General features: G+C 71.1%; 21 protein-coding genes and 1 tRNA gene. 19 read left to right on the top strand and 3 right to left on the bottom strand.

All coding sequences use genetic code 11. The annotated features are described in order from the left end of the window. The 3 genes from QL985_RS08720 to QL985_RS08710 form a co-directional block, all read left to right on the top strand. On the top strand, positions 1–627 hold a 627-nt coding region (locus tag QL985_RS08720; protein ID WP_290147730.1), incomplete at its 5' end, for an ABC transporter ATP-binding protein. Further along, entirely contained in the window at positions 624–1,796 is a 1,173-nt protein-coding gene (locus QL985_RS08715; protein ID WP_082019287.1) for an ABC transporter substrate-binding protein, read from the top strand. The genes QL985_RS08720 and QL985_RS08715, both read left to right, overlap by 4 nt. Positions 1,797–1,890: 94 nt before the next feature. Further along, on the top strand, positions 1,891–3,144 hold the full coding sequence (locus tag QL985_RS08710) for an MFS transporter (protein ID WP_065118182.1): 1,254 nt from the start codon (positions 1,891–1,893) through the stop codon (positions 3,142–3,144). Here QL985_RS08710 and QL985_RS08705 read toward each other — a convergent pair. Further along, complete coding sequence (locus QL985_RS08705) at positions 3,137–3,760, bottom strand: response regulator transcription factor (protein ID WP_259921716.1); 624 nt, start codon at positions 3,758–3,760, stop codon at positions 3,137–3,139. The two genes, QL985_RS08710 and QL985_RS08705, sit on opposite strands and share 8 nt — an antisense overlap. After that, complete coding sequence (locus QL985_RS08700; protein ID WP_052239287.1) at positions 3,757–5,139, bottom strand: sensor histidine kinase; 1,383 nt, start codon at positions 5,137–5,139, stop codon at positions 3,757–3,759. The genes QL985_RS08705 and QL985_RS08700 overlap by 4 nt, the downstream gene beginning before the upstream one ends. Positions 5,140–5,351: 212 nt before the next feature. Here QL985_RS08700 and QL985_RS08695 point away from each other — a divergent pair, with 212 nt between their 5' ends. The 6 genes from QL985_RS08695 (at position 5,352) to QL985_RS08670 (ending at position 10,906) form a co-directional block, all read left to right on the top strand. Next, positions 5,352–6,467 carry an FtsX-like permease family protein gene (locus QL985_RS08695; RefSeq protein ID WP_039101418.1) on the top strand — a complete coding sequence of 372 codons (1,116 nt, stop codon included), beginning with the start codon at positions 5,352–5,354 and terminating at the stop codon, positions 6,465–6,467. Positions 6,468–6,469: 2 nt separating this feature from the next. Next, a complete protein-coding gene (locus QL985_RS08690) occupies positions 6,470–7,309 on the top strand; it encodes an ABC transporter ATP-binding protein (RefSeq protein ID WP_144803244.1) in 840 nt (279 codons plus the stop codon). 111 nt (positions 7,310–7,420) lie between these two features. Then, the gene (locus tag QL985_RS08685; protein WP_039102330.1) at positions 7,421–8,287 is read left to right on the top strand and encodes a phage holin family protein; all 867 of its coding nucleotides are present in this window, start codon (positions 7,421–7,423) and stop codon (positions 8,285–8,287) included. A 268-nt stretch (positions 8,288–8,555) separates the two neighbouring features. Next, positions 8,556–9,509 carry a DMT family transporter gene (locus QL985_RS08680; protein WP_144803247.1) on the top strand — a complete coding sequence of 318 codons (954 nt, stop codon included), beginning with the start codon at positions 8,556–8,558 and terminating at the stop codon, positions 9,507–9,509. Between the two features lie 22 nt (positions 9,510–9,531). Next, complete coding sequence (locus tag QL985_RS08675; protein WP_144803251.1) at positions 9,532–10,686, top strand: glycosyltransferase; 1,155 nt, start codon at positions 9,532–9,534, stop codon at positions 10,684–10,686. Between the two features lie 146 nt (positions 10,687–10,832). After that, positions 10,833–10,906, top strand: a tRNA-Ile gene (locus QL985_RS08670). A gap of 222 nt (positions 10,907–11,128) precedes the next feature. On the opposite strand, the gene QL985_RS08665 is transcribed toward QL985_RS08670, so the two are convergent. Next, on the bottom strand, positions 11,129–11,854 hold the full coding sequence (locus tag QL985_RS08665; RefSeq protein WP_260859454.1) for a M23 family metallopeptidase: 726 nt from the start codon (positions 11,852–11,854) through the stop codon (positions 11,129–11,131). A 359-nt stretch (positions 11,855–12,213) separates the two neighbouring features. Between QL985_RS08665 and rpsB the strand changes: the two genes are divergently transcribed. The 10 genes from rpsB to dxr form a co-directional block, all read left to right on the top strand. Further along, complete coding sequence (gene rpsB / locus QL985_RS08660; protein ID WP_019310866.1) at positions 12,214–13,083, top strand: 30S ribosomal protein S2; 870 nt, start codon at positions 12,214–12,216, stop codon at positions 13,081–13,083. Between the two features lie 113 nt (positions 13,084–13,196). Further along, a complete protein-coding gene (gene tsf / locus QL985_RS08655) occupies positions 13,197–14,027 on the top strand; it encodes a translation elongation factor Ts (protein ID WP_019310867.1) in 831 nt (276 codons plus the stop codon). Positions 14,028–14,356: 329 nt separating this feature from the next. Next, positions 14,357–15,088 (top strand): UMP kinase, encoded by a 732-nt coding sequence (gene pyrH / locus QL985_RS08650; RefSeq protein WP_029603509.1) that lies wholly within the window; start codon positions 14,357–14,359, stop codon positions 15,086–15,088. Positions 15,089–15,223: 135 nt separating this feature from the next. Then, positions 15,224–15,781 (top strand): ribosome recycling factor, encoded by a 558-nt coding sequence (frr, locus tag QL985_RS08645; RefSeq protein WP_019310869.1) that lies wholly within the window; start codon positions 15,224–15,226, stop codon positions 15,779–15,781. Further along, the gene (locus QL985_RS08640) at positions 15,781–16,758 is read left to right on the top strand and encodes a phosphatidate cytidylyltransferase (RefSeq protein ID WP_259921771.1); all 978 of its coding nucleotides are present in this window, start codon (positions 15,781–15,783) and stop codon (positions 16,756–16,758) included. Before frr ends, QL985_RS08640 begins: the two co-directional genes overlap by 1 nt. A 76-nt stretch (positions 16,759–16,834) precedes the next feature. Beyond that, positions 16,835–17,515, top strand: a complete 681-nt coding sequence (locus QL985_RS08635; RefSeq protein WP_019310871.1) for a DivIVA domain-containing protein — start codon at positions 16,835–16,837, stop codon at positions 17,513–17,515. 153 nt (positions 17,516–17,668) lie between these two features. Beyond that, positions 17,669–18,058 (top strand): DUF485 domain-containing protein, encoded by a 390-nt coding sequence (locus QL985_RS08630; protein ID WP_019310872.1) that lies wholly within the window; start codon positions 17,669–17,671, stop codon positions 18,056–18,058. Then, the gene (locus tag QL985_RS08625) at positions 18,055–19,695 is read left to right on the top strand and encodes a cation acetate symporter (protein WP_019310873.1); all 1,641 of its coding nucleotides are present in this window, start codon (positions 18,055–18,057) and stop codon (positions 19,693–19,695) included. Before QL985_RS08630 ends, QL985_RS08625 begins: the two co-directional genes overlap by 4 nt. 150 nt (positions 19,696–19,845) lie before the next feature. Then, entirely contained in the window at positions 19,846–20,109 is a 264-nt protein-coding gene (locus QL985_RS08620) for a GlsB/YeaQ/YmgE family stress response membrane protein (RefSeq protein WP_029603513.1), read from the top strand. A 168-nt stretch (positions 20,110–20,277) separates the two neighbouring features. Further along, positions 20,278–21,553: 1-deoxy-D-xylulose-5-phosphate reductoisomerase (gene dxr, locus QL985_RS08615; protein ID WP_356765665.1), on the top strand; the 1,276-nt coding region annotated here is incomplete at its 3' end.

Below are 21,553 nucleotides of genomic sequence, written 5' to 3'. Positions count from 1 at the left end.
CTGCGCCCGTGCGGCGGGGCTGTGCTGATCGACGGCGAGTCCCTGCACGGGATGCGCTTCCGGGACTCGGCCGTGCGGATCGCGGCGCTGCCCCAGGACGAGCGGAGCGAGCTGGACTTCCTGGTCGCGGAGGTCGTGCGCCTGGGGGCGGCGGCCAACCCGCGCCTGCGCACGGAGGAGCTGGGCGGCGTCGTGCGGGATGCCATGGCCCGTGTGGGGGTGGCGGACCTGGCCGACCGCAGCGTGCTGGGGCTCTCCGGGGGCGAGCGCCAGCGGGTGCTCATCGCCCGCGCCCTGGCCCAGCGCACCCCGTACCTGCTGCTGGACGAGCCCACCAACCACCTGGACCTGCGCCACCAGACAGACCTGCTGCGCACCCTGCGCGGCACCGCCGGGACAGGGCCCGCCGTGCTGCTGGCCCTGCACGACCTCAACCTTGCCGCCGCGCTGTGCGACCGGATCGTGGTGCTCGCCGCGGGGCGGGTGGTGGCCGACGCCCCGCCCCACGAGGCCCTGGACCCCGACACCGTGGAGCGTGTCTACGGCGTGCGGCCCCTGCTGATCACCCGTCCCGACACCGGGACACCCCATCTGTTGTTCCCCAACGACCGAGAGGACCCTTCATGAGAACACCCCCCAGCTCCGGCCCCCACGGCCCCGAGCGTGCGCACGGCCGCACCGGCGCGCCCGAGACCCGTCGCTCGTACTCCGGTGACGGGGCTGCGCTGCCCGGAGGCGCGGCGTGCGGCGAGGACGGGCCGGGCGGCGTCGTGCCCCGCAGTGCACCCGGAGGCGGCCGAGCGCTGACCCGACGCGGCGCGCCCCTGGCCGTGGGGCTCGTGGCGACCCTGCTGCTCACCGGCTGCGGCGCGCAGGTCCAGAAGGACGCGGCGTCGGGCGCGGAGAAGACCATCGAGAACTGCGGCCGCAGCAGCACGTACCCCACCCCGCAGAAGGCCGTGGCGTACGACGTCTCGGCGATCGAGAAGATGTTCTCGCTCGGGCTCGCGGAGCAGATGCGGGGCATCGTGCTGCCGCAGACCGTGAGCAGCGTGGTCGAGAAGTCCCCCTACAAGGAGGACTACGGCAGGACCGAGACCATCTCCGACTCGGTGCTGGGCCAGGAGGCCGTGGTCAGCGCGCAGGCGGACTGGGTCTTCGCCGGTTGGCAGGCCGGGTTCAGCGAGGCCCGCGGGGTCACCCCGGACTCCCTGCAGGGCGTGGGGATCAACTCCTACATGCAGCACGAGACGTGCAAGGGCTACCAGGGGGACACCTCCGACCCCGACCCGCTGGACGCCACTGTCGAGGACCTGAAGGATCTGGGGACCATCTTTGGGGTCGAGGACCGCGCGCAGGAGCTCGTGGGTCAGCTGCAGGAGAAGCGGCGCGCCCTGCAGGAGGCACCGCGGCCCGAGAACCCGGCCCGCGTGTTCGTCTACGACTCCGGGACCTCCGAGCCCTACACCGCGGGCCGGCGGACGGCACTGAACGGGATGGTGGAACTGGCCGGGGCCACCTCGGTGACCAGGGACCTCGACGCTCGCTGGGACACCGTGGGGTGGGAGTCGGTGGTCACGAGCGAACCCCAGGCGATCGTGGTGGTCGACTACAACAAGCAGCCCGTGCAGGAGAAGCTCGACTACCTCAGGACCGAGTCCCCGGTGAAGGACTCGCCCGCCGTGAAGAACGGGAACATCTACGTCATGGACTACGGCGAGGCCGTCTCGAGTCCCCGCAACATGGACGGCGCCCAGAAGCTCGCCGACTACCTGCGGTCCAAGGGGCTGAGGTGAGCGGGCGCCAGCCGGGTGTGGGAGAACGGCGAGCGCACCCGTTGCCTGCGGCCCGTGAGTGTCGGCGCCACGGATGGGCGGGGAGCCCGCAGCGGTGACGGCCGGCACCCGCGCACCGACGCCCCACGCTGACGCCGCCCTGGGCGACGCCGCGATCGCCGCCCGAATCTGGCCGCTGCTCGGCGCGAGCGCCCTGGGACTCGTGCCGTTCACCCTGTACTCCACGGCGCTCGTGGAGATCACCCGTGACGCGCAGAGCGATGCCGCGCTCATGGGCTGGCTGCGCGGCACGGGCGGGGTCGCCGCGCTGGTGGTGGGCCTCGGCTGTGCACCGCTGCTGGACCGGGTGTCCCGGGGAGCGATGGCCGCCGGCGCGCTCGCGGTGATCGGTGGCGCGTGCGCCGTGGCCGTCCACGGGACGGTGTGGTCCTGGACGATGTTCTGTCTGCTCGTGGGCGCGGCCACCTCCGTGCTGAACCCCGCGGTCTCGGCCATGGCCGCGGACCGTTTTGCGGACGGCGCCACGGCGGGCCGCGCGGCAACCCAGGTCTCCGCCACCATGACCCTCACCGCGGTTCTCGGCGCGCCGACCCTCGCCCTGTCCGCCCGGTGGTGGGGCTGGCGCGGGGATCTCCTGGCGGTGGTGGCACTGGCCGCGCTCACGGCGGTCGCTCTTGTCCGCCGGGGCGCGCCTGCCACGGCCGGAAGAAGCACCTCGGCAGCGGCAGGCGCTGGCACCGGGTACGGGCAGGCGCTGCGCACCGCGTGCAGGACGCCCGGGGTGGGAGCCCTCCTGCTCGTGTCCGTCCTTCGGACCACGGCGTTCATGGGGCAGCTGGCCTATCTGGCCGTGCTGTGCTCCGAGCGCTGGGGCGCGGGCCCGGGGCTGGTCTCCATGGTGTGGGGCGTCTCCGGGCTGTCCTTCTTCCTGGGCAACTGGTGCGGCGGGCGGTTCCTGCGCTCCGTGACCGCCGCGGACCGGGCCGCATGGCTCGCCGCGGGGGCTGCCACCCTGGGTGCCGGGTCGGTGCTCGTACTGTTCGTCACGGACCACGGTGGGGTGGCGGTCGTCATGACGGTGGTGCTGGGACTCACCCACGCGGTGGTGGCCGCCGTCGTGACCACGCTGCTGGTCCGTGCGTGCCCCGGAAGTCGCGGCACGGTCCTCGGGCTCAACGGCGCGGGGCAGAGCCTGGGTGTGTGCATGGGGGCCACGGTGGCCGGAGTGGGTCTCGCCCTCGGCGGCTGGCCGGGCGCGGGACTTGCCCTCGCGGTCGTGAGCGGGCTCTGCGCGCTCGTCGCAGGGCTTGCTGCGCGGCGCCTGCGTGCCGGCAGACCCCTCAGATGATGTGCTCCTCCCGGGCACGGCTCACGGCGGCGGTGCGGTTGTCCACGCCGAGCTTGTCGTAGATGTGCACCAGGTGGGTCTTCACGGTGGCCTCGGAGATGAACAGGGACTTCGCGAGTGCCCGGTTCGAGGCGCCCGTGGCCAGGCCCCGCAGGATCTCGACCTCCCGCGGGCTCAAGGAGGTCCCCGGGGTGCGGACCTGGTTCATGAGCCGCGCCGTGACCGAGGGGGAGAGCACGGGACGTCCCGCCGCGGCGTCGTGCACGGCCTGGCCGATGCTCTCCGGCTGCGCGTCCTTGAGCAGGTAGCCGGTGGCACCGGCCTCCAGCGCGGCGACCACGTCCGCCTGGGTGTCGTACGTGGTGAGGATCAGCACGGGTGGTCCGCCCGCGGCGACGATCCGCCGGGTGGCCTCCAGCCCGCCCATCCCGGCGCCCATCTGCAGGTCCATGACCACCACGTCCACGCCGTGCCCGGGTGCCTCCAGCCGTTCCAGGGCGGCGCGCCCGTCCTGCGCCTCCGCGCACACGGTGATGTCCCCGAGGGACTCCAGCACCGCCCTCAGCCCGGCGCGCACCACGGGGTGGTCGTCCACGAGCAGCACTCTGGTGGTCATGCGGTGGCCCTGCCTCCGGGTCGGTGGTGGTCTGCTTCGGTGGACGACGTCGCAGGGTCGCCCTCGCCGCGCTGCGGCACCAGGGCCGGGGGAGCGGCGTCGTCGTCAGTCCCCGGGGTGGCGGATGCCCCCGCCCGGGACGTCTCCCGTGGGAGCGGCAGCCGCACGTTCACGGCGGTGCCGCTGCCCGGCTCGGACTCCACGGTGAGCTCGGCACCCAGCTCGGCCGCGCGGCGTCGCAGGTGGGAGAGGCCGAACGAGTCCTCCTCGTGCGCGCGGGACACCGAGCGGGGATCGAAGCCCACGCCGTCGTCCACCACGTCCAGGGCCACGGCGTCGTCCCAGCCCTCCAGCGTGACCACCACACGGGTGGCCCGGGCGTGGGAGAGGACGTTCGCGAGCGTGGACTGCGTGGCCCGGATGAACAGCGTGCGCTGCCGGTCCGTGAGATCGGGTGGCGTCCCCTGCACGCGGAACTCGCACGTGAGCCCCGTGCCGGCGGCGCGGGAGCCCTCCTCCGTGCGGCGGCAGACCTCGGCGAGCGCGCTCGGAAGGGACTCGTCCAGGGCGGGGGAGGCGAGGTCGCGGACGAACCGCCGGGCCTCGGCCAGGTTCGCGGCGGCGGTGTCCTCGATCGTGGCCAGCCGCGCGGCGGTCACCTCTCGATCGTCCAGGGACAGGGCCTGCTGGGCCGCGCGGGAGACGAGCACGATCGAGGTGAGGCCCTGGGCGAGGGTGTCGTGGATCTCCCGGGAGAGCCGTTCCCGCTCGGTCATAGTCCCGGCGGTGCGCTCGCGGCGCGCGAGCTCGGCGCGCGTGGACTCGAGCTGGCGGATCACGCTCACGTGGCGTCGGGCGTCCCGGTACAGGGCGCGGTAGCCGTAGCTGACCAGAACCGCCACGACCGCCCCGATGCTCGGGCCCACGGCCATGGGCGCGGTGAAGGATCCCGAGGGCAGGTGGATCAGCTGCGAGAGCACGACCACGCCGGTGAGCACCACGATGGTGACCAGGGCCACTGCAGGGGGCAGCAGCACGGGGTAGAGGAAGAAGAGGGGGAAGACCACCCACGCGAAGTCCCGGCTCAGCAGCGCCAGGGCGATCCACAGGACGGTCACGGAGCCCAGCCACACGGGGGTCCAGCGCAGCCGCGCCGGGTTCGCGCGACCGCCGGCCACCCGGTTCTCCACCGTGGTGCCGAGCACGTAGGTGGTGGCGAGCAGGGCGGAGAGCACGAGCACCACCGCCGTGGTGGCACCGTCTCCGGAAGGCTGCATGAGTGTGCGCAGCACCGCCAGACCGAGCAGGGCGGCGAAGCTCAGGTGCAGGGTGACCCGCATGACCCGCAGCAGGGCCGGGGTGGACAACTCCTGACGCACGATCTGCCTTCCTGGACGGCGGCCGGGGAACGGGGGCAGGAGTGGCCGACTCCGTGGTCATGGTACGCAGGTGGCTCGGCAGGGCATCAACCGATCGGTTGATTCCCGGATCAACCGTCTGCGCGGCCCGGTTCAACCGCGCTGGCGATCCGCGGCGGCCCGCGGGGCACGAGACTGGGAACAGTCCAGAAAACTACGTCACGGGAGTTCCCATGTTCTTGTCCCTGAGGGACATCACGTTCGCCAAGGGCCGGTTCGCGCTGCTGGCCACGGTCGTGGCTCTCATCACCCTGCTGCTGGTCCTGCTCACGGGCCTCACCAACGGTCTGGGTCATCAGAACACCTCCGCCCTCGAGCGTCTCGAAGCCCAGCGCATCGTCCTGCAGGCACCGCCGGGTGACTCGGACACGCCGTCCTTCACCACCTCGCAGATCGACGAGAAGCAGCTCACCACCTGGGAGGACGCCGTGGGTGCTGACCAGGTCGAGCGACTGGGCATCACGCAGACGAGCGCGAGCCGCGGGGCACAGTCCCAGGGCGACTCCCCCCGCACGGACACCACCGCCGTGGCCGGCATCGCCCTGGAACCGGGGACCTCCCTGGCACCCGGCCTGACCGCGATCTCCGGGGCCACCCACCCGGGCAAGGGTGAAGTGGTGCTCAGCGAGACCCTGGCCGAGGACCTCAAGGTCTCGGTGGGAGACACCGTGTCCATGGGCGGCACCAGCCTGAAGGCCACAGGGATCACGGAGGACGAGTACTACAGCCACGTTCCCGTGGCGTGGATGAGCACGGAGGACTACCCGGCCGTGGCCCACACCTCCCCGGAGGAGCAGGCCACCGCTCTGGCACTGACCACCGCCGACTACCCCCAGGACGTGCCGGGCGACTCCGACACCGTGGCCCTGGACACCAAGGGCTCGCTCGCCGCGCTGCCCGCCTACCAGTCCGAGCGCGGATCGCTGCTCATGATGCAGGCCTTCCTCTACGGCATCAGCGCAATGGTCGTGATCTCCTTCCTGACCGTGTGGACCATCCAGCGCACCCGCGACATCGCCGTGCTGCGCGCGCTCGGCGCCGGCCGCAAGTACGTGGTGGTGGACTCGCTCGTGCAGGCCGCCGTGGTGCTGACCGTCGGCGTCCTGGTGGGCGGCGCCCTGGGCCTGCTGGGCGGAATGCTCGCGGGCTCCGCGGTGCCCTTCGAGCTGAGCGTCGCCAGCGTGGCCGTGCCCGTGGTCGGGGTGCTGGTCCTCGGCCTGCTCGGTTCGCTGCTGGCCGTGCGCCGCGTCTCCACCGTCGACCCGATGATTGCCCTGGGAGGTAACTGATCATGCATGCTGCTGAGTCCGAACCGCGCCACCGCGCCGAGCACCACGAGCACCACCGGGGCCGGGCCCACGACCCCCGCCACGAGCACGACGCCGCCCGCCACCCGCAGCGCGACGCGCACCAGGGCGGGTCGACCGGCGACGCCGAGCCCGCGCTGAGCGTCCGCGAGGTCACCCTCGAGTACCCGGACGGCACTGCTAACGACGGCACCCCGCGCACCGTGCGCGCCCTGGACCGCGTGAGCCTGGAGCTGCAGCGTGAGGAGATGACCGCCCTGATCGGTCCGTCCGGATCGGGCAAGTCCTCCCTGCTGGCCGTGGCCGCCGCCCTGATCAAGCCCACGTCCGGGACCGTGATGGTCGCGGGGGAATCCCTCACCGAGCTGCCGGAGAAGGAGCTCGCCCGGATCCGCCGTGGCCACACGGGCATGGTGTTCCAGCAGCCCAACCTGCTCGCGGCCCTGACCTCGCGCGAGCAGCTCGTGCTCTCGGCGCACGTGGCGGGCGCCCGCGGCAAGGAGCTCAAGGCGGCTCGCACCCGTGCGGACGAGCTGCTCGAACAGGTGGGCCTGGTGGACTGCGGCGACCGCCGTCCCCACCAGCTCTCGGGTGGTCAGCGCCAGCGCGTGAACATCGCCCGCGCCCTGATGAACGACCCCCAGCTGCTGCTCGTGGACGAGCCCACCGCGGCCTTGGACCAGGAGCGCTCGCGGGCCATCATGGAGCTGCTCGCGAACCTCACCCACGAGTTCCGTCTGGCCTCCCTGGTGGTCACGCACGACACCGAGTTCGTGCCGCTCGCGGACCGCTGCGTGACCATGGAGGACGGCCGTCTGCAGTGACCACCACGCCACCGGCGGCGCGCGCGGACATGGCCTGTCCGCGCGCCCGCCAGTGGTATTTTGGGAGCGGACTGACCTTTTGAACACCACCACGTACTCATCGGAGGCGGCATGAGCCATGCAGTGGGCCCCAACAGCGGCCACTCACCCAGGGCAGGAAATCGCACCACCAAGAAGCCGGGCGCGGCGTCCATCGTGGACGTCGTCAAGGTCTTCCTCAGGCTGCTGCCCAAGCAGCTCAAGGACGAAGCACAGCTGGCCGTCCTCGAGCTCAAGGCCAAGGGCATCAAGCTGGGCATCGGCGCCGCGTTCGCAGTGGTGGGTCTCATCTTCCTGGGCCTCGCCGTCATCGCCCTGGTGGGAGCGGCCATCGCCGGGCTCTCGCACGTGATGCCCGCATGGCTGGCGGCGCTGCTGCTCGCCGTGGTTTTCCTGGTGGTGCTCGCGATCCTCGCCCTGATCGGCGTGTCCAAGATCAAGGGTGCCCTGCCGCTCATGCCGGAGAAGGCCGTCTTTGGCCTGCGCTACGACCTCGGCGTCGTCAAGGAGGGCTCCGCCTACAACGAGGGCCGCGTGCAGCGCGACATCAACGAGGCGGAGCAGAAGAAGCAGCGCGAGAAGGAGGAGGCCGCGAACGACCCCAACCAGGTCAAGCCGGTCAAGCCCACGGAGGAGCAGCTGCGGAACCGCCTCAAGCTGCGCCGCGAGCACCTCAAGAGCCTGCGCGACGACACCCAGAACCGTGTGGACTCCGTGCAGTCCGCCACCCAGGGCTTCGTCAACCGCACCTCGCGGACGTTCTCCTCCACCCAGGAATCGGTCAAGTCCACGTTCGCCTCGAAGGGCGGCTCCCAGGGCGTGCGCCCGGAGGGATCCACCTCCACCTCGGACCTGCTGAGCGAGCGCTGGCAGCCCCTGGCCGTGGCTGCCGCAGCGGGCACCGCGTTCCTCGTGTTCCTGCGCAAGCTGCTGAAGTAGACGCACCCCTCGCGGTTCCTCGGAACCGATGAGTCCACAGAAGGCCGGGCCCTCGGGACCCGGCCTTCTGCGTGCCCGGAGGCGTGGCACCTCGGGTTCGGGACAGCGCCCGTCCGGGACTGTGGCGGGCCCGCATCGTGAGGGAGACGTCGGACGGGTGGCGCGCGCGGCGTCGGACCGGGTGCGCGTGCGGCGTCGGCGTGTGCCCGGAGAGTGGCGCTGGCTGAGAACCCTACGATGGGACCGTGACGTCCCAGCGAGGCTTGCGATGAACCAGTGGGTGGCGGTCGCGCTCGCGCTGGCCTCGGCGGTGTGCCTGGCGGTTGGCACGCAGACACAGTCCCGGGCCGTCACGGGCCACACCTCCGGAGCCCTGAGCCCCCGGGCGCTGCTTACACTGCTGCGCAACCGACGGTGGCTCGCGGGGACCGGGCTGCTCGTGCTGGGGATGCTCCTCAACGTCTCGGCCCTCGCCCTGGCCACCGTGACCGTGGTGCAGCCGCTCGGCGTCGTGGCCCTGGTGATCACCACGCTGCTGCACGCGCGCCGCGAGGGGCTGAGGATCAACCGCCGCACGTGGCTGGCCGTGGCCCTGTGCACCGCGGGCGGTGCGGGCTTCGTGGTGTGCGCCGTGGCGGGAACCGACCCCGCGCACCGGCCCGGCCCGGAGGCGGAGCGGCTGGTGGTGCTGATGCTGGTGGGTCTCGTGGTGCTCATGGGCATCGCGGAGATCTTCGTGCGCCGGCACCGGATCAGCATCTTCTACGTGCTCTGCGCGGGCGTGCTCTACGGCTTCGTGGCGGTGCTCGTGCGCCTGGTGGCCACGGCAGTGGGGGACGGCGGGATCGCGGCCGTGAACTGGCTCAGCGTGCTCATGGTCGTGGTGGCGGCCGCGCTCGGGGGCTGGATGGTGCAGTGCGCGTACTCGTGCGGGCCTCCGGACCTGGTCATCGCGGGGCTCACGGTGGTGGACCCCATGGTGGGAGTGGCGCTGGGGCTGGCAGTGCTGGGAGAGGCCGGGCCCACCTTCACAGGTGTGCTGGGGGCGGGCATGGGCGTGGCAGGTCTGATTGCTATAGTCGGCGTGGTCCTGCTCTCCCGGTACCACCCGGAGGTCGTCAGGCGCCGAGCCGCTGCTCGCAACGGCACCCGGGGCCAGGGAAGCGGCACCAGTCCCCGGTCCGCCTCGGCTGAGAGCCGGACCGGCCACGCCGACCAGTGACCTACGTACGGAACCCAACGCCTTGAAGATTCTGATCACCGCAGAGACCTACCCGCCCGACGTCAACGGGGCGGCGCAGTTCGGTCGCAGGCTGGCCCACGGGCTGCTCGAACGCGGTCACGAGGTCCACGTGGCCGCTCCCATGCCCACCCGCGGCGCCTCGCGGACCATGGAGGACCACGGCATCACGGAGCACCGGTTCCGCTCCCACCACGCGGCCACCCATCCGTACTTCCGGCTGTGCCTGCCGTGGGAGATCAAGCGGGAGGTGGCCCGGCTGCTCGACGAGCTGCAACCCGACGTGGTCCACGCCCAGTGCCACTACATCCTCGGCCGACTGATGATTCGCGAGGCGGCGCGCCGGGGCATCCGGGTGGTCGGCACCAACCACTTCATCCCGGAGAACATCGAGCCCTTCCTGCCGTTCCCGGAGTGGTTCATCCGGGGCTACCGCAAGGTCTCCTGGTGGGACATCGCCAGGGTGTTCCGCCACTGCGACGTGATCACCGCCCCCACGCCGCTGGCCGTGCGCACCATGGTGGAGAACGGGGTGCCGGACCGTGCGGTCGCGGTGTCCAACGGCATCGAGGCCGGGCACTACGAGGCCACGGCGGGCGAGGAGATCCGTCATCCGGACCACCCGGTGGTGCTGTTCTGCGGTCGGCTGGCGGTGGAGAAGAACGTCAACGAGCTCATCGAGGCCATGGCCCTGATCCCCCGGGAGAAGAACATCCACGCGGAAATCGTGGGGGAGGGGGAGCAGCGGGACCGCCTCGTGGCACTCGCCCACGAGCGGGGAGTGGCGGACCGCGTCCACTTCCTGGGGTTCCTGACCGATGAGGAGCTGCGGCTCGCGTACCTGCGGGCGGACGTGTTCTGCCAGCCCGGCACCGCGGAGCTGCAGTCCCTGGTGACCCTCGAGGCCATGAGCGCGTCCACCCCCGTGGTGCTCGCCAACGCCCGTGCGCTGCCGCACCTCGCGGACGAGGGGCGCAACGGCTACCTGTTCACGCCGGGGGACCCCGCGGACCTCGCGGCCAAGCTGCAGCTCGTGCTGGACGCGTCCCCCGAGCAGCGTCGCGCCATGGGCGCTCACAGCCACGAGATGGTGGCCCAGCACTCCTTTGCGCACACGCTGGACACCTTCGAGCGGATCTACGCCGGCGCCAGCCGCTGAGGACACGGCGCGGCGGGGGAGGCTCGCCCGCGTTCGATCAGCTCCCCTGCGCGGGTCGCCAGCGTCATGCGTGGCTCCGCATGCACCTGTTCCGCCCACCGCGTGCGGTACCGTGGAGCCGCGCTCGGTCACCGGGCGCAGATCCTGGGGCGGTAGCTCAGCTGGTCAGAGCAGAGGACTCATAATCCTTGGGTCGTGGGTTCAAGCCCCACCCGCCCTACACCACCGGTCCCGCGCGAGCGGCACCGGACGGAGGCCCCCGACGACGATCGGGGGCCTCCCGCGTGTCCGGAACCCGGGGCTGGGCCGCCGGTCTCCGACCGGGCAGCGGCCGCCGCACACCGCAGACCGGGCACGGGGCACGGGGCCCGGAACGTGGGTACCTCCCCTCGCCCACCGGGCGCCGGCCAGCAGGCCCCAGGCGCCTGACACCTGGCAGCAGTCAGGACGTGCCGGGCGCGCTGCGCTCCGCATCCGGCACGGGCAGCAGCACGGAGGGGCGCAGGTCCACCACGAACTGCAGCGGGTTCACGTACTCCCCGTGCTCCCGGACGCCCCAGTGGACACTTCCGCCCCGCGGCCCGTGACCCGGCGCCGCCACGCGGGCCACCACCTGCCCCCGTTCCACACGCTCACCACGGCGGACCGTGGCGGTGACCGGTTCCACCGAGGACTTCCGCCCGTCCCCGTGGTCGATCGTGAGCACCTCGCGATCCACCACCACGCCCGAGAAGCTCACGACTCCCGCGGCGGGGGACCGGAGGGGAGTTCCCGGCGGGGCGGAGAGGTCCACACCGCGGTGACCCGGCAGCCACTTCTGGGCCGGTGCCTCGAACGCGCGCTCGACACCCGGACGGGGAGACACCGGCCACGCCCAGCCGGCTCCGGCCGCACCCGCGGGGTGGGCACCCAGCACGAACAGGGCCGTCAGGAGAGCCGCGAGGCCCAGGGCGAGCCACCGTGGTGCGGGACGCGTCGTGCCCGTGGCCGCGGGCCGCCCGGGGCGCCTGGGATGCACGTCCCCGCCCGGACAGATCACCGGCCCCGCGGCGGGGCCCGGCGGCCCGCCGGTTCCTGCTGACAGGGCAACCGGCCCGGCGGTGGGCGCCAAGGCGAAAGCGGAGGTGGGGACGGTCGGAGCGGTCTCGGAGCTGCGTGGGTGAGGCATGGGACCAGGGTGACGCGGCGGCGTCGTGCTGCCGGGGGAGGGGCGCCCGATGTGGAGCGGAGGTGCCGCGCGATGCGCTAGACTGGCCTGTGCAGTTGCCCTGCCATGAGTTGCGCATGCCTGTTCGCGGGTGGGTGCAGTGGCAGGTGACTGACTTCGCGCGCGAAGGAACCCGGAACGGATCCGTTCCCTCCGGGTGCGTGCCCCTCGGTCCGGATCCGCCTGTGGAACCGGTACGGGGCACGTCGGACCCGCTCCACGAGCACGGTCCGCGCATCGCGCCAGGGACCGGCACGTCCGGTCGACAACCGTCAACCCACGGTGGCCCCCGGGCCGCCGGATACTCATGAGGAGACGACATGCCTGTCGTTACCATGCGCCAGATGCTCGACAACGGCGTCCACTTCGGTCACCAGACCCGTCGCTGGAACCCTAAGATGAAGCGCTTCATCTTCACCGAGCGCAACGGCATCTACATCATCGACCTGCAGCAGTCGCTGGGCTTCATCGACAAGGCCTACGAGGCTGTCAAGGCCACGGTCGCCCACGGCGGCACCATCCTGTTCGTCGGCACCAAGAAGCAGGCCCAGGAGGCCATTGCCGAGCAGGCCACCCGCGTGGGCATGCCCTACGTGAACCACCGCTGGCTCGGTGGCATGCTCACCAACTTCCAGACGGTCTCCAAGCGCATCGACCGCATGAAGGAACTGGAAGAGGTCGACTTCGACGACGTCGCCGGCTCGCAGTACACCAAGAAGGAACTGCTGCTGCTGCGCCGCGAGAAGGAGAAGCTGGAGCGCACCCTCGGTGGCATCCGCAACCTCACCAAGACCCCGTCCCTGATCTGGATCGTGGACACCAAGAAGGAGCACCTCGCGGTCGACGAGGCCCAGAAGCTCGGTGTGCCGATCGTCGCGATCCTGGACACCAACTGCGATCCGGACGAGGTCGCGTTCCCCATCCCGGGCAACGACGACTCCATCCGCTCCGTCTCCCTGCTGACCCGCGTGGTCGCGGACGCCGTGGCCGAGGGCCTCATGGAGCGCCACAACGGCAAGTCCAACGCCGCCGAGGAGCCCATGGCCGAGTGGGAGCGCGAGCTGCTCGAGCAGCACGAGGGGCAGAAGTCCGAGCAGGCCGCCCCGGCCGCTGAGGCTCCCGCCGCCGAGCAGGCCGCCCCGGCCGCTCCCGCCGAGACCGAGCAGAAGGACGCCCCCGCCGCCGAGTGAGGCCGCGGAAGGTGTTCACCTTCCATTCTCCCCGGTGACCCACGATGGTGACCGGACCCGCCCGGGCGTCCACGGACGCCCGGGCGGACACAACCGACAACAGAGGAGTTCACATGGCGAACTACACCGCTGCTGACATCAAGGCCCTGCGCGAGCGCACGGGCGCTGGCATGCTGGACGTCAAGAAGGCGCTGGACGAGGCCGACGGCGACGCCCAGAAGGCCCAGGAGATCATCCGCGTCAAGGGTCTCAAGGGTGTGACCAAGCGCGAGGGCCGCTCCACCGCCGAGGGCATCGTGGTGGCTCGCACGGAGAACAACGTGGGCTACATGGTCGAGGTCAACTCCGAGACCGACTTCGTGGCCAAGTCCGCGCCGTTCGTGGAGTTCGGCAACAAGGTGCTCGACGCCGCCGTGGCCGCCGACGCCGCGGACCTGGACTCGCTGCTCGCGGCTGAGGTGGACGGCACGCCCGTCTCCGAGCTCGTGACCGAGACCGGTGCGCTGCTCGGTGAGAAGGTCGTCGTGCGTCGCGTGGCCCGCGTGGCCGGTGACCACGTGGCCGTGTACCTGCACAAGACCTCCAAGGACCTCCCCGCCCAGGTGGGCGTCCTGCTGGCCGTGTCCGGCTCCGAGGCGGAGACCGCCGCCCACGACGTCGCGGTGCACATCGCCGCGATGTCCCCGGCGTTCCTCTCCGAGGAGGACGTTCCCGCCGAGACGGTGGAGAACGAGAAGCGCGTGGCCGAGGAGACCGCCCGCAACGAGGGCAAGCCCGACAAGATCATCCCGAACATCGTCCAGGGCCGCCTCAAGGGCTACTACAAGGACGTCGTGCTGGTGGACCAGGACTTCGCCAAGGACTCCAAGAAGACCGTGGGCCAGGTGCTGTCCGAGGCCGGCGCCACCGCCACCGCCTTCGCGCGGTTCCGCGTGGGAGCCTGATCCACGACCCCACCGGGCCCGGCGCTGCACGCACGTGACGCGCTGACGGCCCGCAGCGGCGTCGTCCGCGGGAGACCGCGGCGCCACCGCACCCCGTGACGGCGGGGCACCACCCGGGAGACCGGGGTGCCCCGCCGTTTCTGTATGCTGGAGGGCGGTCTGCCGAGCCCGTGACGGACGCGATGTGTCCGCTCTGCCGCCCGAGGGCGGGGACACGTCCTGCGGACGGGTCCGACGACCAGCTCGACCACTGCCCTGACGACTCATCGCCCCCGGGAGGATCCATGCCCACCACCAACGAATCCGAGCCCCAGGACGAGGCGATCCGCATGAGCCGCGACTCCCGCCGCGCCGAGCCGGCGCGCCGCAGGGTCCTGCTGAAGCTCTCGGGCGAGGTCTTCGGCGGCGGCAGCGTGGGCGTGGACACCACCGTGGTGCGCCAGATCGCCGAGCAGATCGCCGCGACCGTGGGCCAGGTGGAGACCTCCATCGTGGTGGGCGGCGGCAACTTCTTCCGCGGCGCCGAGCTCTCCCAGGCCGGGATGGACCGCTCGCGGGCGGACTACATGGGCATGCTGGGCACCGTGATGAACTGCCTGGCGCTGCAGGACTTCCTGGAGCAGTGCGGGGTGGACACGCGCGTGCAGTCCGCGATCAAGATGGAGCAGGTCGCGGAGACCTACATTCCGCGCCGGGCCATCCGACACATGGAGAAGGACCGCGTGGTCATCTTCGGTGCGGGTGCCGGACTGCCCTACTTCTCCACCGACACCGTGGCCGCCCAGCGTGCCCTGGAGGTGCACGCCACCGAGGTGCTGATGGCCAAGAACGGAGTGGACGGCGTCTACACCGCGGACCCCCGCAAGGACCCGGACGCGCAGCGCCTCGCGAGCCTGACCTACGACGAGGCCCTGGCCAGGGACATCCGCGTGATGGACCAGACCGCGTTCGCCCTGTGCCGGGACAACCACGTGACCATGCGCGTGTTCGGCATGGAGGGCGCGGGCAACGTGACCCGTGCGGTGCTGGGCGAGGAGATCGGCACCCTCGTCACGGCCTGACCGGACGAGCAGCCCGCGGCGCACGAGAGCCCGGGCGGCGGGCGCGACCACCCGGGCGCGACCGTTAGAGTGGAGACCACGTTCCGTTGCCGCCGGTGCCAGACGACCGCGGCCGTCGCATAAGGAGAACCACCCGTGATTTCAGACGTCCTCTCGGAGGCCACCACCAAGATGGGCAAGGCGGTGGACGCGGCGAAGACCGACTTCTCCACGGTGCGCACCGGCCGCGCGAACCCGGCCCTGTTCTCGAGCCTGCTCGTGGAGTACTACGGCACGCCCACCCCGCTGCAGCAGCTGGCGTCCTTCCAGACGCCCGAGGCCCGCACGCTGCTCATCACGCCCTACGACCGCAGCGCGCTCAACGACATCGAGAAGGCCCTGCGGGACTCGGACATCGGCGCCAACCCCGCGAACGACGGCAACGTGATCCGCGTGGTCATGCCCGAGCTCACCGAGGAGCGCCGCAAGGAGTACGTGAAGATCGTCCACGCCAAGGCCGAGGAGGCCCGGGTGTCGGTGCGCAACATCCGCCGCCACGCCAAGGAGTCCATCGAGAAGTTCGTCAAGGACGGGGACGTGGGCGAGGACGACGGCAAGCGCGGTGAGAAGGATCTCGACGCCGCCACCAAGAAGCACATCGACCAGGTGGACGAGCTTCTCAAGAACAAGGAAGCCGAACTGCTCGGCGCCTGATGGCCTCGCCAGATTCCGACTCCGCGCCCACCACGCACCCCGCGACCGCCCCCACGGCGCCCGCGGGGCAGGGCGTGCCGCAGCGCGACCGGGACCCGCTGGCCACCGGCTCCCTGCGCCACGTCCTCGCGCGTCCCTTCCACCGCAGCTCCGAGCACAGGGCGCCGTCCCGTGCGGGACGCAACCTGCCCGCGGCCGTGACGGTGGCGGTGGTGCTGATCGCCACGCTGCTCACCGGCCTGTTCTACGTTCCGCTGGTGCTGGCCCTGCTGGCCGGGGCCGCGTCGGGCATCGGGGTGTGGGAGGTTGCACGGTCCCTGACCTACAAGGGCGTGCAGATCCCCAAGGTTCCCGCCGTCATCGCGGCGGTGCTCATGCCCCTGGCCGCGTTCTTCGGAGGCGGCGAGGCGCTGTCCATGGCGCTCGTGCTCGCGGTCACGCTCGTGGTGGTGTGGCGCGCCTTCGGGCCGCGGCACGGCATGATGCTCTCGATCATGGGATCCGTGTTCGCCCTGGTGTGGGCGTCCTTCCTGCTGAGCACCGCCGTGCTGCTCTACCACTCGCCGGACGGCTCCCGGAAGGTGCTCACGGTCATCCTCCTGGCCATCAGCTCCGACACCTTCGGCTACGCGGTGGGGGTGGTGTGGGGCAAGCACCCCATGGCTCCCAGGATCTCGCCCAAGAAGTCCTGGGAGGGTTTCGTCGGCTCCGTGGGCGGCGCCGTGGTGGTGGGTGTGCTGTGCGCCGAGTTCCTGCTGGAGATGCCGTGGTGGCAGGGTGCGGTGCTGGCCGTGGCCATCGTGGCGGTCTCCACGGTGGGGGACTTCTCCGAGTCCATGATCAAGCGCGAGATCGGGATCAAGGACATGGGGACCCTGCTGCCGGGCCACGGCGGTGTGATGGACCGGATCGACTCGATCCTGTTCGCGGTCATCACCGGCTACGTCATCTTCGAACTGTTCAGCGCCCTGGCCTGACGCCACGCCGGGGCGCCGCTGCCGGGACCGGTCACCGCGCGTGACCGGTCCCGATCTCGTTCTCGAAAGGGCTCGCATGACATCTCAGGACCGTTTCCCCCGCTGCGGCGACCGGCTGTGGGGCTACGACACCGCCCAGGTGGACGACCTCCTGGACCGCCTCGAGGCCCTGCGCGCCACCACGACGCCGCCCGCGGCCTCCGAGCCCGTGCCCACTTCCGCGCGGGTGGACTCCGCCGCCCGCACCCCCTCCGGCGAGGGCACCGACCCGGCCACGGGCTCCCACGCGGTGGGGGACCGGCGCATGGGCAGCCGGCAGCTGCGCGAGCGGGTCTTCGACCGCGCCCGCGGCGGCTACGACCCCGCGGCCGTGGACGCGCACCTGGACGTGCTGGAGGACGAGCTGTTCGAGCGCGAGCGCACCGTGTTCATCGAGGAGCACGGCGAGCAGCGGTGGAACGAGCACGTGGAGTGGCTGGGCGGGCTGCTGCTGGGACGGCTCAACCGGCCCCACTCCGAACGCTTCCGCCGCCCCCGCAAGCACCGCACCCAGGGGTACTCCGCGGCCGAGGTGGACGTCCTGTGCGACCGCCTGGTGGCGGAGCTGCGCAGCGGTGAGGACGTCTCTCCCGAGCTCCTGCGCCACGCGGTGTTCCGCCCGGCCCAGGGCCAGCGGTGCTACGAGGAGCAGCAGGTGGACGCCTTCCTGGACCGCGCGGTGGAGTTCGTGCTCGCGGTGCGCGGCAGGGGTGCCTGACCGGCGATTCTGTATACACAGTGTCGGACAGCCTGCAGGGACCACCAGTGACTCGCCCGTAATTTCAAGGATTATTGCAGCAGTTTTCTGCCACCTCTTGTGTCTTTGGATACACAACTCCTAGTGTGGTGCCCATCACACTAGGAGGCACTCATGGCATCCACGTCCTCTGTCGACCCGAACGGCTCCCCGGCAGCCTTCGGCATCGACTTCCCCGCGGTGCAGCGCTCGGAACAGTTCCAGCGCCTGCGCAAGACCCACCGGTCCTTCGTGTTCCCCATGGCCGTGGCGTTCCTGGTCTGGTACCTGCTCTACGTGGTGCTGGCCATCTACGCTCCCGGCTTCATGTCCACCCCGGTGGCGGGCAACATCAACCTGGGGCTCGTCCTCGGGCTGCTGCAGTTCGTCACCACGTTCGGCATCACCGCGGCGTACGTCGCGTTCGCCAACCGCACCCTCGACCCGCAGGCCACGGCGCTGCGCGAGGAGCTCGAGGCATCCCTCGACAAGCAGACCGAGACCGACCAGGAGGTCCGGCCATGATCGCCGTTCCCGCGATGTCCCTGCCCGCGGTGCACCTCGCGCAGGAGAGCTCCGCGACCGTGGGCAACCCCGCGATCAACATCTCGATCTTCCTGGGCTTCGTGCTCGTCACGCTGGTGGTGGTGATCCGGGCGTCCAAGTCCACCGCCACGGCGGCCGACTACTACGCCGGCGGGCGCTCCTTCTCCGGAACCCAGAACGGGCTGGCCATTGCCGGTGACTACCTGTCTGCGGCATCGTTCCTGGGCATCGTGGGGGCCATCGCCCTGCAGGGCTACGACGGGTTCCTCTACTCGATCGGTTTCTTCGTCGCGTGGCTCGTGGCGCTGCTGCTCATCGCGGAGCCGCTGCGCAACACCGGTAAGTTCACCATGGCGGACGTCCTCTCGTTCCGGCTGCGCCAGCGCCCGGTCCGCGTGGCGGCCTCCATCTCGACGCTGGCGGTCACCTTCTTCTACCTCCTGGCGCAGATGGCGGGCGCGGGTGCGCTCGTGTCCCTCCTGCTGGGCATCAGCTCCAAGGCCGGCCAGTCGCTGGTGATCGTGATCGTGGGCGTCATCATGATCGTCTATGTGCTTGTGGGCGGAATGAAGGGCACCACGTGGGTGCAGATCATCAAGGCGTGCCTGCTCGTGACCGGCGTGGCCGTGATGACCGTGTGGATCCTCGCGATGTTCGGCTTCAACCTCTCGGCCATCATGGGCGCCGCGGTGGAGACCAACAACAACCCCGCGATGCTCGAGCCCGGACTGAAGTACGGCGTGAGCGAGATCTCCAAGCTGGACTTCATCTCCCTCGGACTCGCGCTCGTGCTCGGCGCGGCGGGGCTGCCCCACGTGCTCATGCGCTTCTACACGGTCCCCACGGCCAAAGAGGCCCGGAAGTCCGTGGTGTGGGCCATCACCCTGATCGGCCTGTTCTACCTCTTCACTCTGGTGCTCGGCTTCGGTGCCGCCGCCCTCATCGGAGCGGACCGGATCAAGAGCGCACCCGGAGGAGTGAACTCCGCAGCACCCCTGCTGGCCTACGAGCTCGGTGGATCGGTGCTCATGGGTCTGATCGCGGCGGTCGCGTTCGCCACCATCCTGGCCGTGGTCGCGGGACTGGCCATCACGGCGTCGGCGTCCTTCGCGCACGACATCTACACGTCCGTGATCAAGAAGGGGAACTCGGACCCGCGCCAGGAGCTGCGCGTGGCCAAGACCACCGTGGTGGTCATCGGTCTGATCTCCATCGCCGGCGGCATCGGCGCCCAGGGGCAGAACGTGGCGTTCCTCGTGGCGCTGGCCTTCGCGGTGGCGGCCTCCGCCAACCTCCCGACCATCCTGTACTCCCTGTACTGGAAGCGCTTCACCACCCGCGGGGCCGTGTGGTCCATGTACGGCGGGCTGATCCTCTCCGTGGTGCTGATCGTCTTCTCGCCGGTGATGTCCGGCTCGGAGACCTCCATGATCCCCGGTGCGGACTTCGCCATCTACCCGCTGTCCAACCCGGGCATCATCTCCATCCCGGCCTCGTTCCTGCTGGGCTTCCTGGGATCGGTGACCGAGCGGCGCCGTGAGGATCCCCTCAAGCAGTCCGAGATGGAAGTGCGTTCCCTCACAGGTGTGGGCGCCGAGAAGGCCGTCTCGCACTGACTCCACCGCGGCGGCCCCGGTTTTCAGGGACCGCCGCGGTGCACCGGAGCCCATAGACCCCCAAACTGGTAGTACACTGAGCGACGGTTCGCTGACCAGAGCGACTGCGGGCAACCGCACGCGTTTGCAACGAAAACTTGAGGTGGAGAAATGGGCATTTTCAGCTGGATCATCCTCGGCATCATCGCTGGCGCTCTCGCCAAGCTGATCCTGCCGGGCAAGCAGGGTGGCGGGATCATCGTCACCATGATCCTCGGCATCGTGGGCGCGTTCCTCGGTGGCTGGCTCGGGTCGTTCATCCCGGGTCTGAGCAACGGGATCCAGGAGATCAGCTTCGGCACCATCATCACGTCCGTCGTGGGCGCGATCATCGTGCTGCTGATCTACGGTTTCGTCGTCGGCCGCCGTCGCTGAACCGCACGGGTCCGCGAGGACCACTGAGCAAGGGCGTCACCCCCGGGTGGCGCCCTTGTCGTCTGTCCAGGGCCGTGACGACACCTCCCGGTGGCTCGGGCGGATCTCGGGCGCGCCAGGGCTCTGCGCAGGGAAGGGCGGGTCGGACGGGCGCGCCATACTGGTGCCATGACCTCCGCAGCCATGACCCCCGACCTCGACCGCGCCACCCGTGGGGCTCCCCGCCGTCTGGTGGTCCTCGGCTCCACGGGGTCCATCGGCACGCAGGCGCTCGACGTCGTCCGGGGCGCCGCCCAGCTGACGCGGCCCGGGGGCGGCGTCACCCACCCGCCCTTCGAGGTCCTCGCCCTCGCCGCGGGTGCGGGCCACCTCGAGCTCCTCGCGCAGCAGGCGGTGGACTTCAGCGTGGCGGCCGTCGCCACCAGCGGGTCCGCGCAGGACGCCGCCCGGCTGGGTGAGCTGATCGACGACGCCGCCCGGGCGGCACGCTCCCCGGCGCCGCGGCCCGAGATCCTCCACGGCCCCCGAGCCGCCGCACAGGTGGCCGCGTGGGAGGGCGCGGACGTGGTCCTCAACGGCATCACCGGAAGCATCGGTCTGGAGCCCACGCTGGCGGCCCTGGAGGTCGGGCGCCGGGTGGCGCTCGCCAACAAGGAGTCGTTGATCGCGGGCGGTCCGCTGGTCACGGCGGCCGCCGCGGCCACGGGTCTCACGGATGCGCTGATCCCCGTGGACTCCGAGCACTCCGCGATCGCCCAGGCGCTGCGCTCCGGGACGGCCGGGGAGGTGGACCGTCTGGTGCTCACGGCGTCCGGGGGACCGTTTCGCGGCATGACCCGGGAGCAGCTGGCCCACGTGAGCCCCGAGCAGGCCCTGCGGCACCCCACCTGGGACATGGGCCCCATGGTCACCACGAATTCCGCGACCCTGGTCAACAAGGCCCTCGAGGTGCTCGAGGCCAGCCTGCTCTTCGACGTCCCGCTCGAGCGGATCGACGTGACGGTCCACCCCCAGTCCGTGGTGCACTCCATGGTCCAGTTCACGGACGGCTCCACTCTCGCGCAGGCCTCGCCGCCGGACATGCGGCTGCCGATCGCGCTGGGCATCGCGTGGCCCCACCGGGTCACGGGTGCGGCCGCCGCGTGCGACTGGACGCGCGCCGCCGAGTGGACCTTCGAGCCGCTGGACGCCGAGGCCTTCCCCGCCGTGGAGCTGATCAAGCACGCCGGGGGGCTCGGCGGCACGTGGCCCGCGGTGTTCAACGCCGCGAACGAGCAGGCGGTGCACGCGTTCCACCGCGGGGAGCTCGGATTCCTGCAGATCGTCGAGCTGGTCTCGCGCGTGGTCGACGAGCACGACGGCGTGCGCGAACCCCGCCTGGAGGACGTGCTCGAGGCGGAGACGTGGGCCAGGGCGCGCGCGGACGAACGGATCGCGGGAGGTC

This window comes from Kocuria sp. APC 4018 (genome assembly GCF_030407675.1).
GTDB lineage: Bacteria > Actinomycetota > Actinomycetes > Actinomycetales > Micrococcaceae > Kocuria > Kocuria rhizophila.
This window is presented reverse-complemented; position numbering and strand designations above follow the sequence as displayed.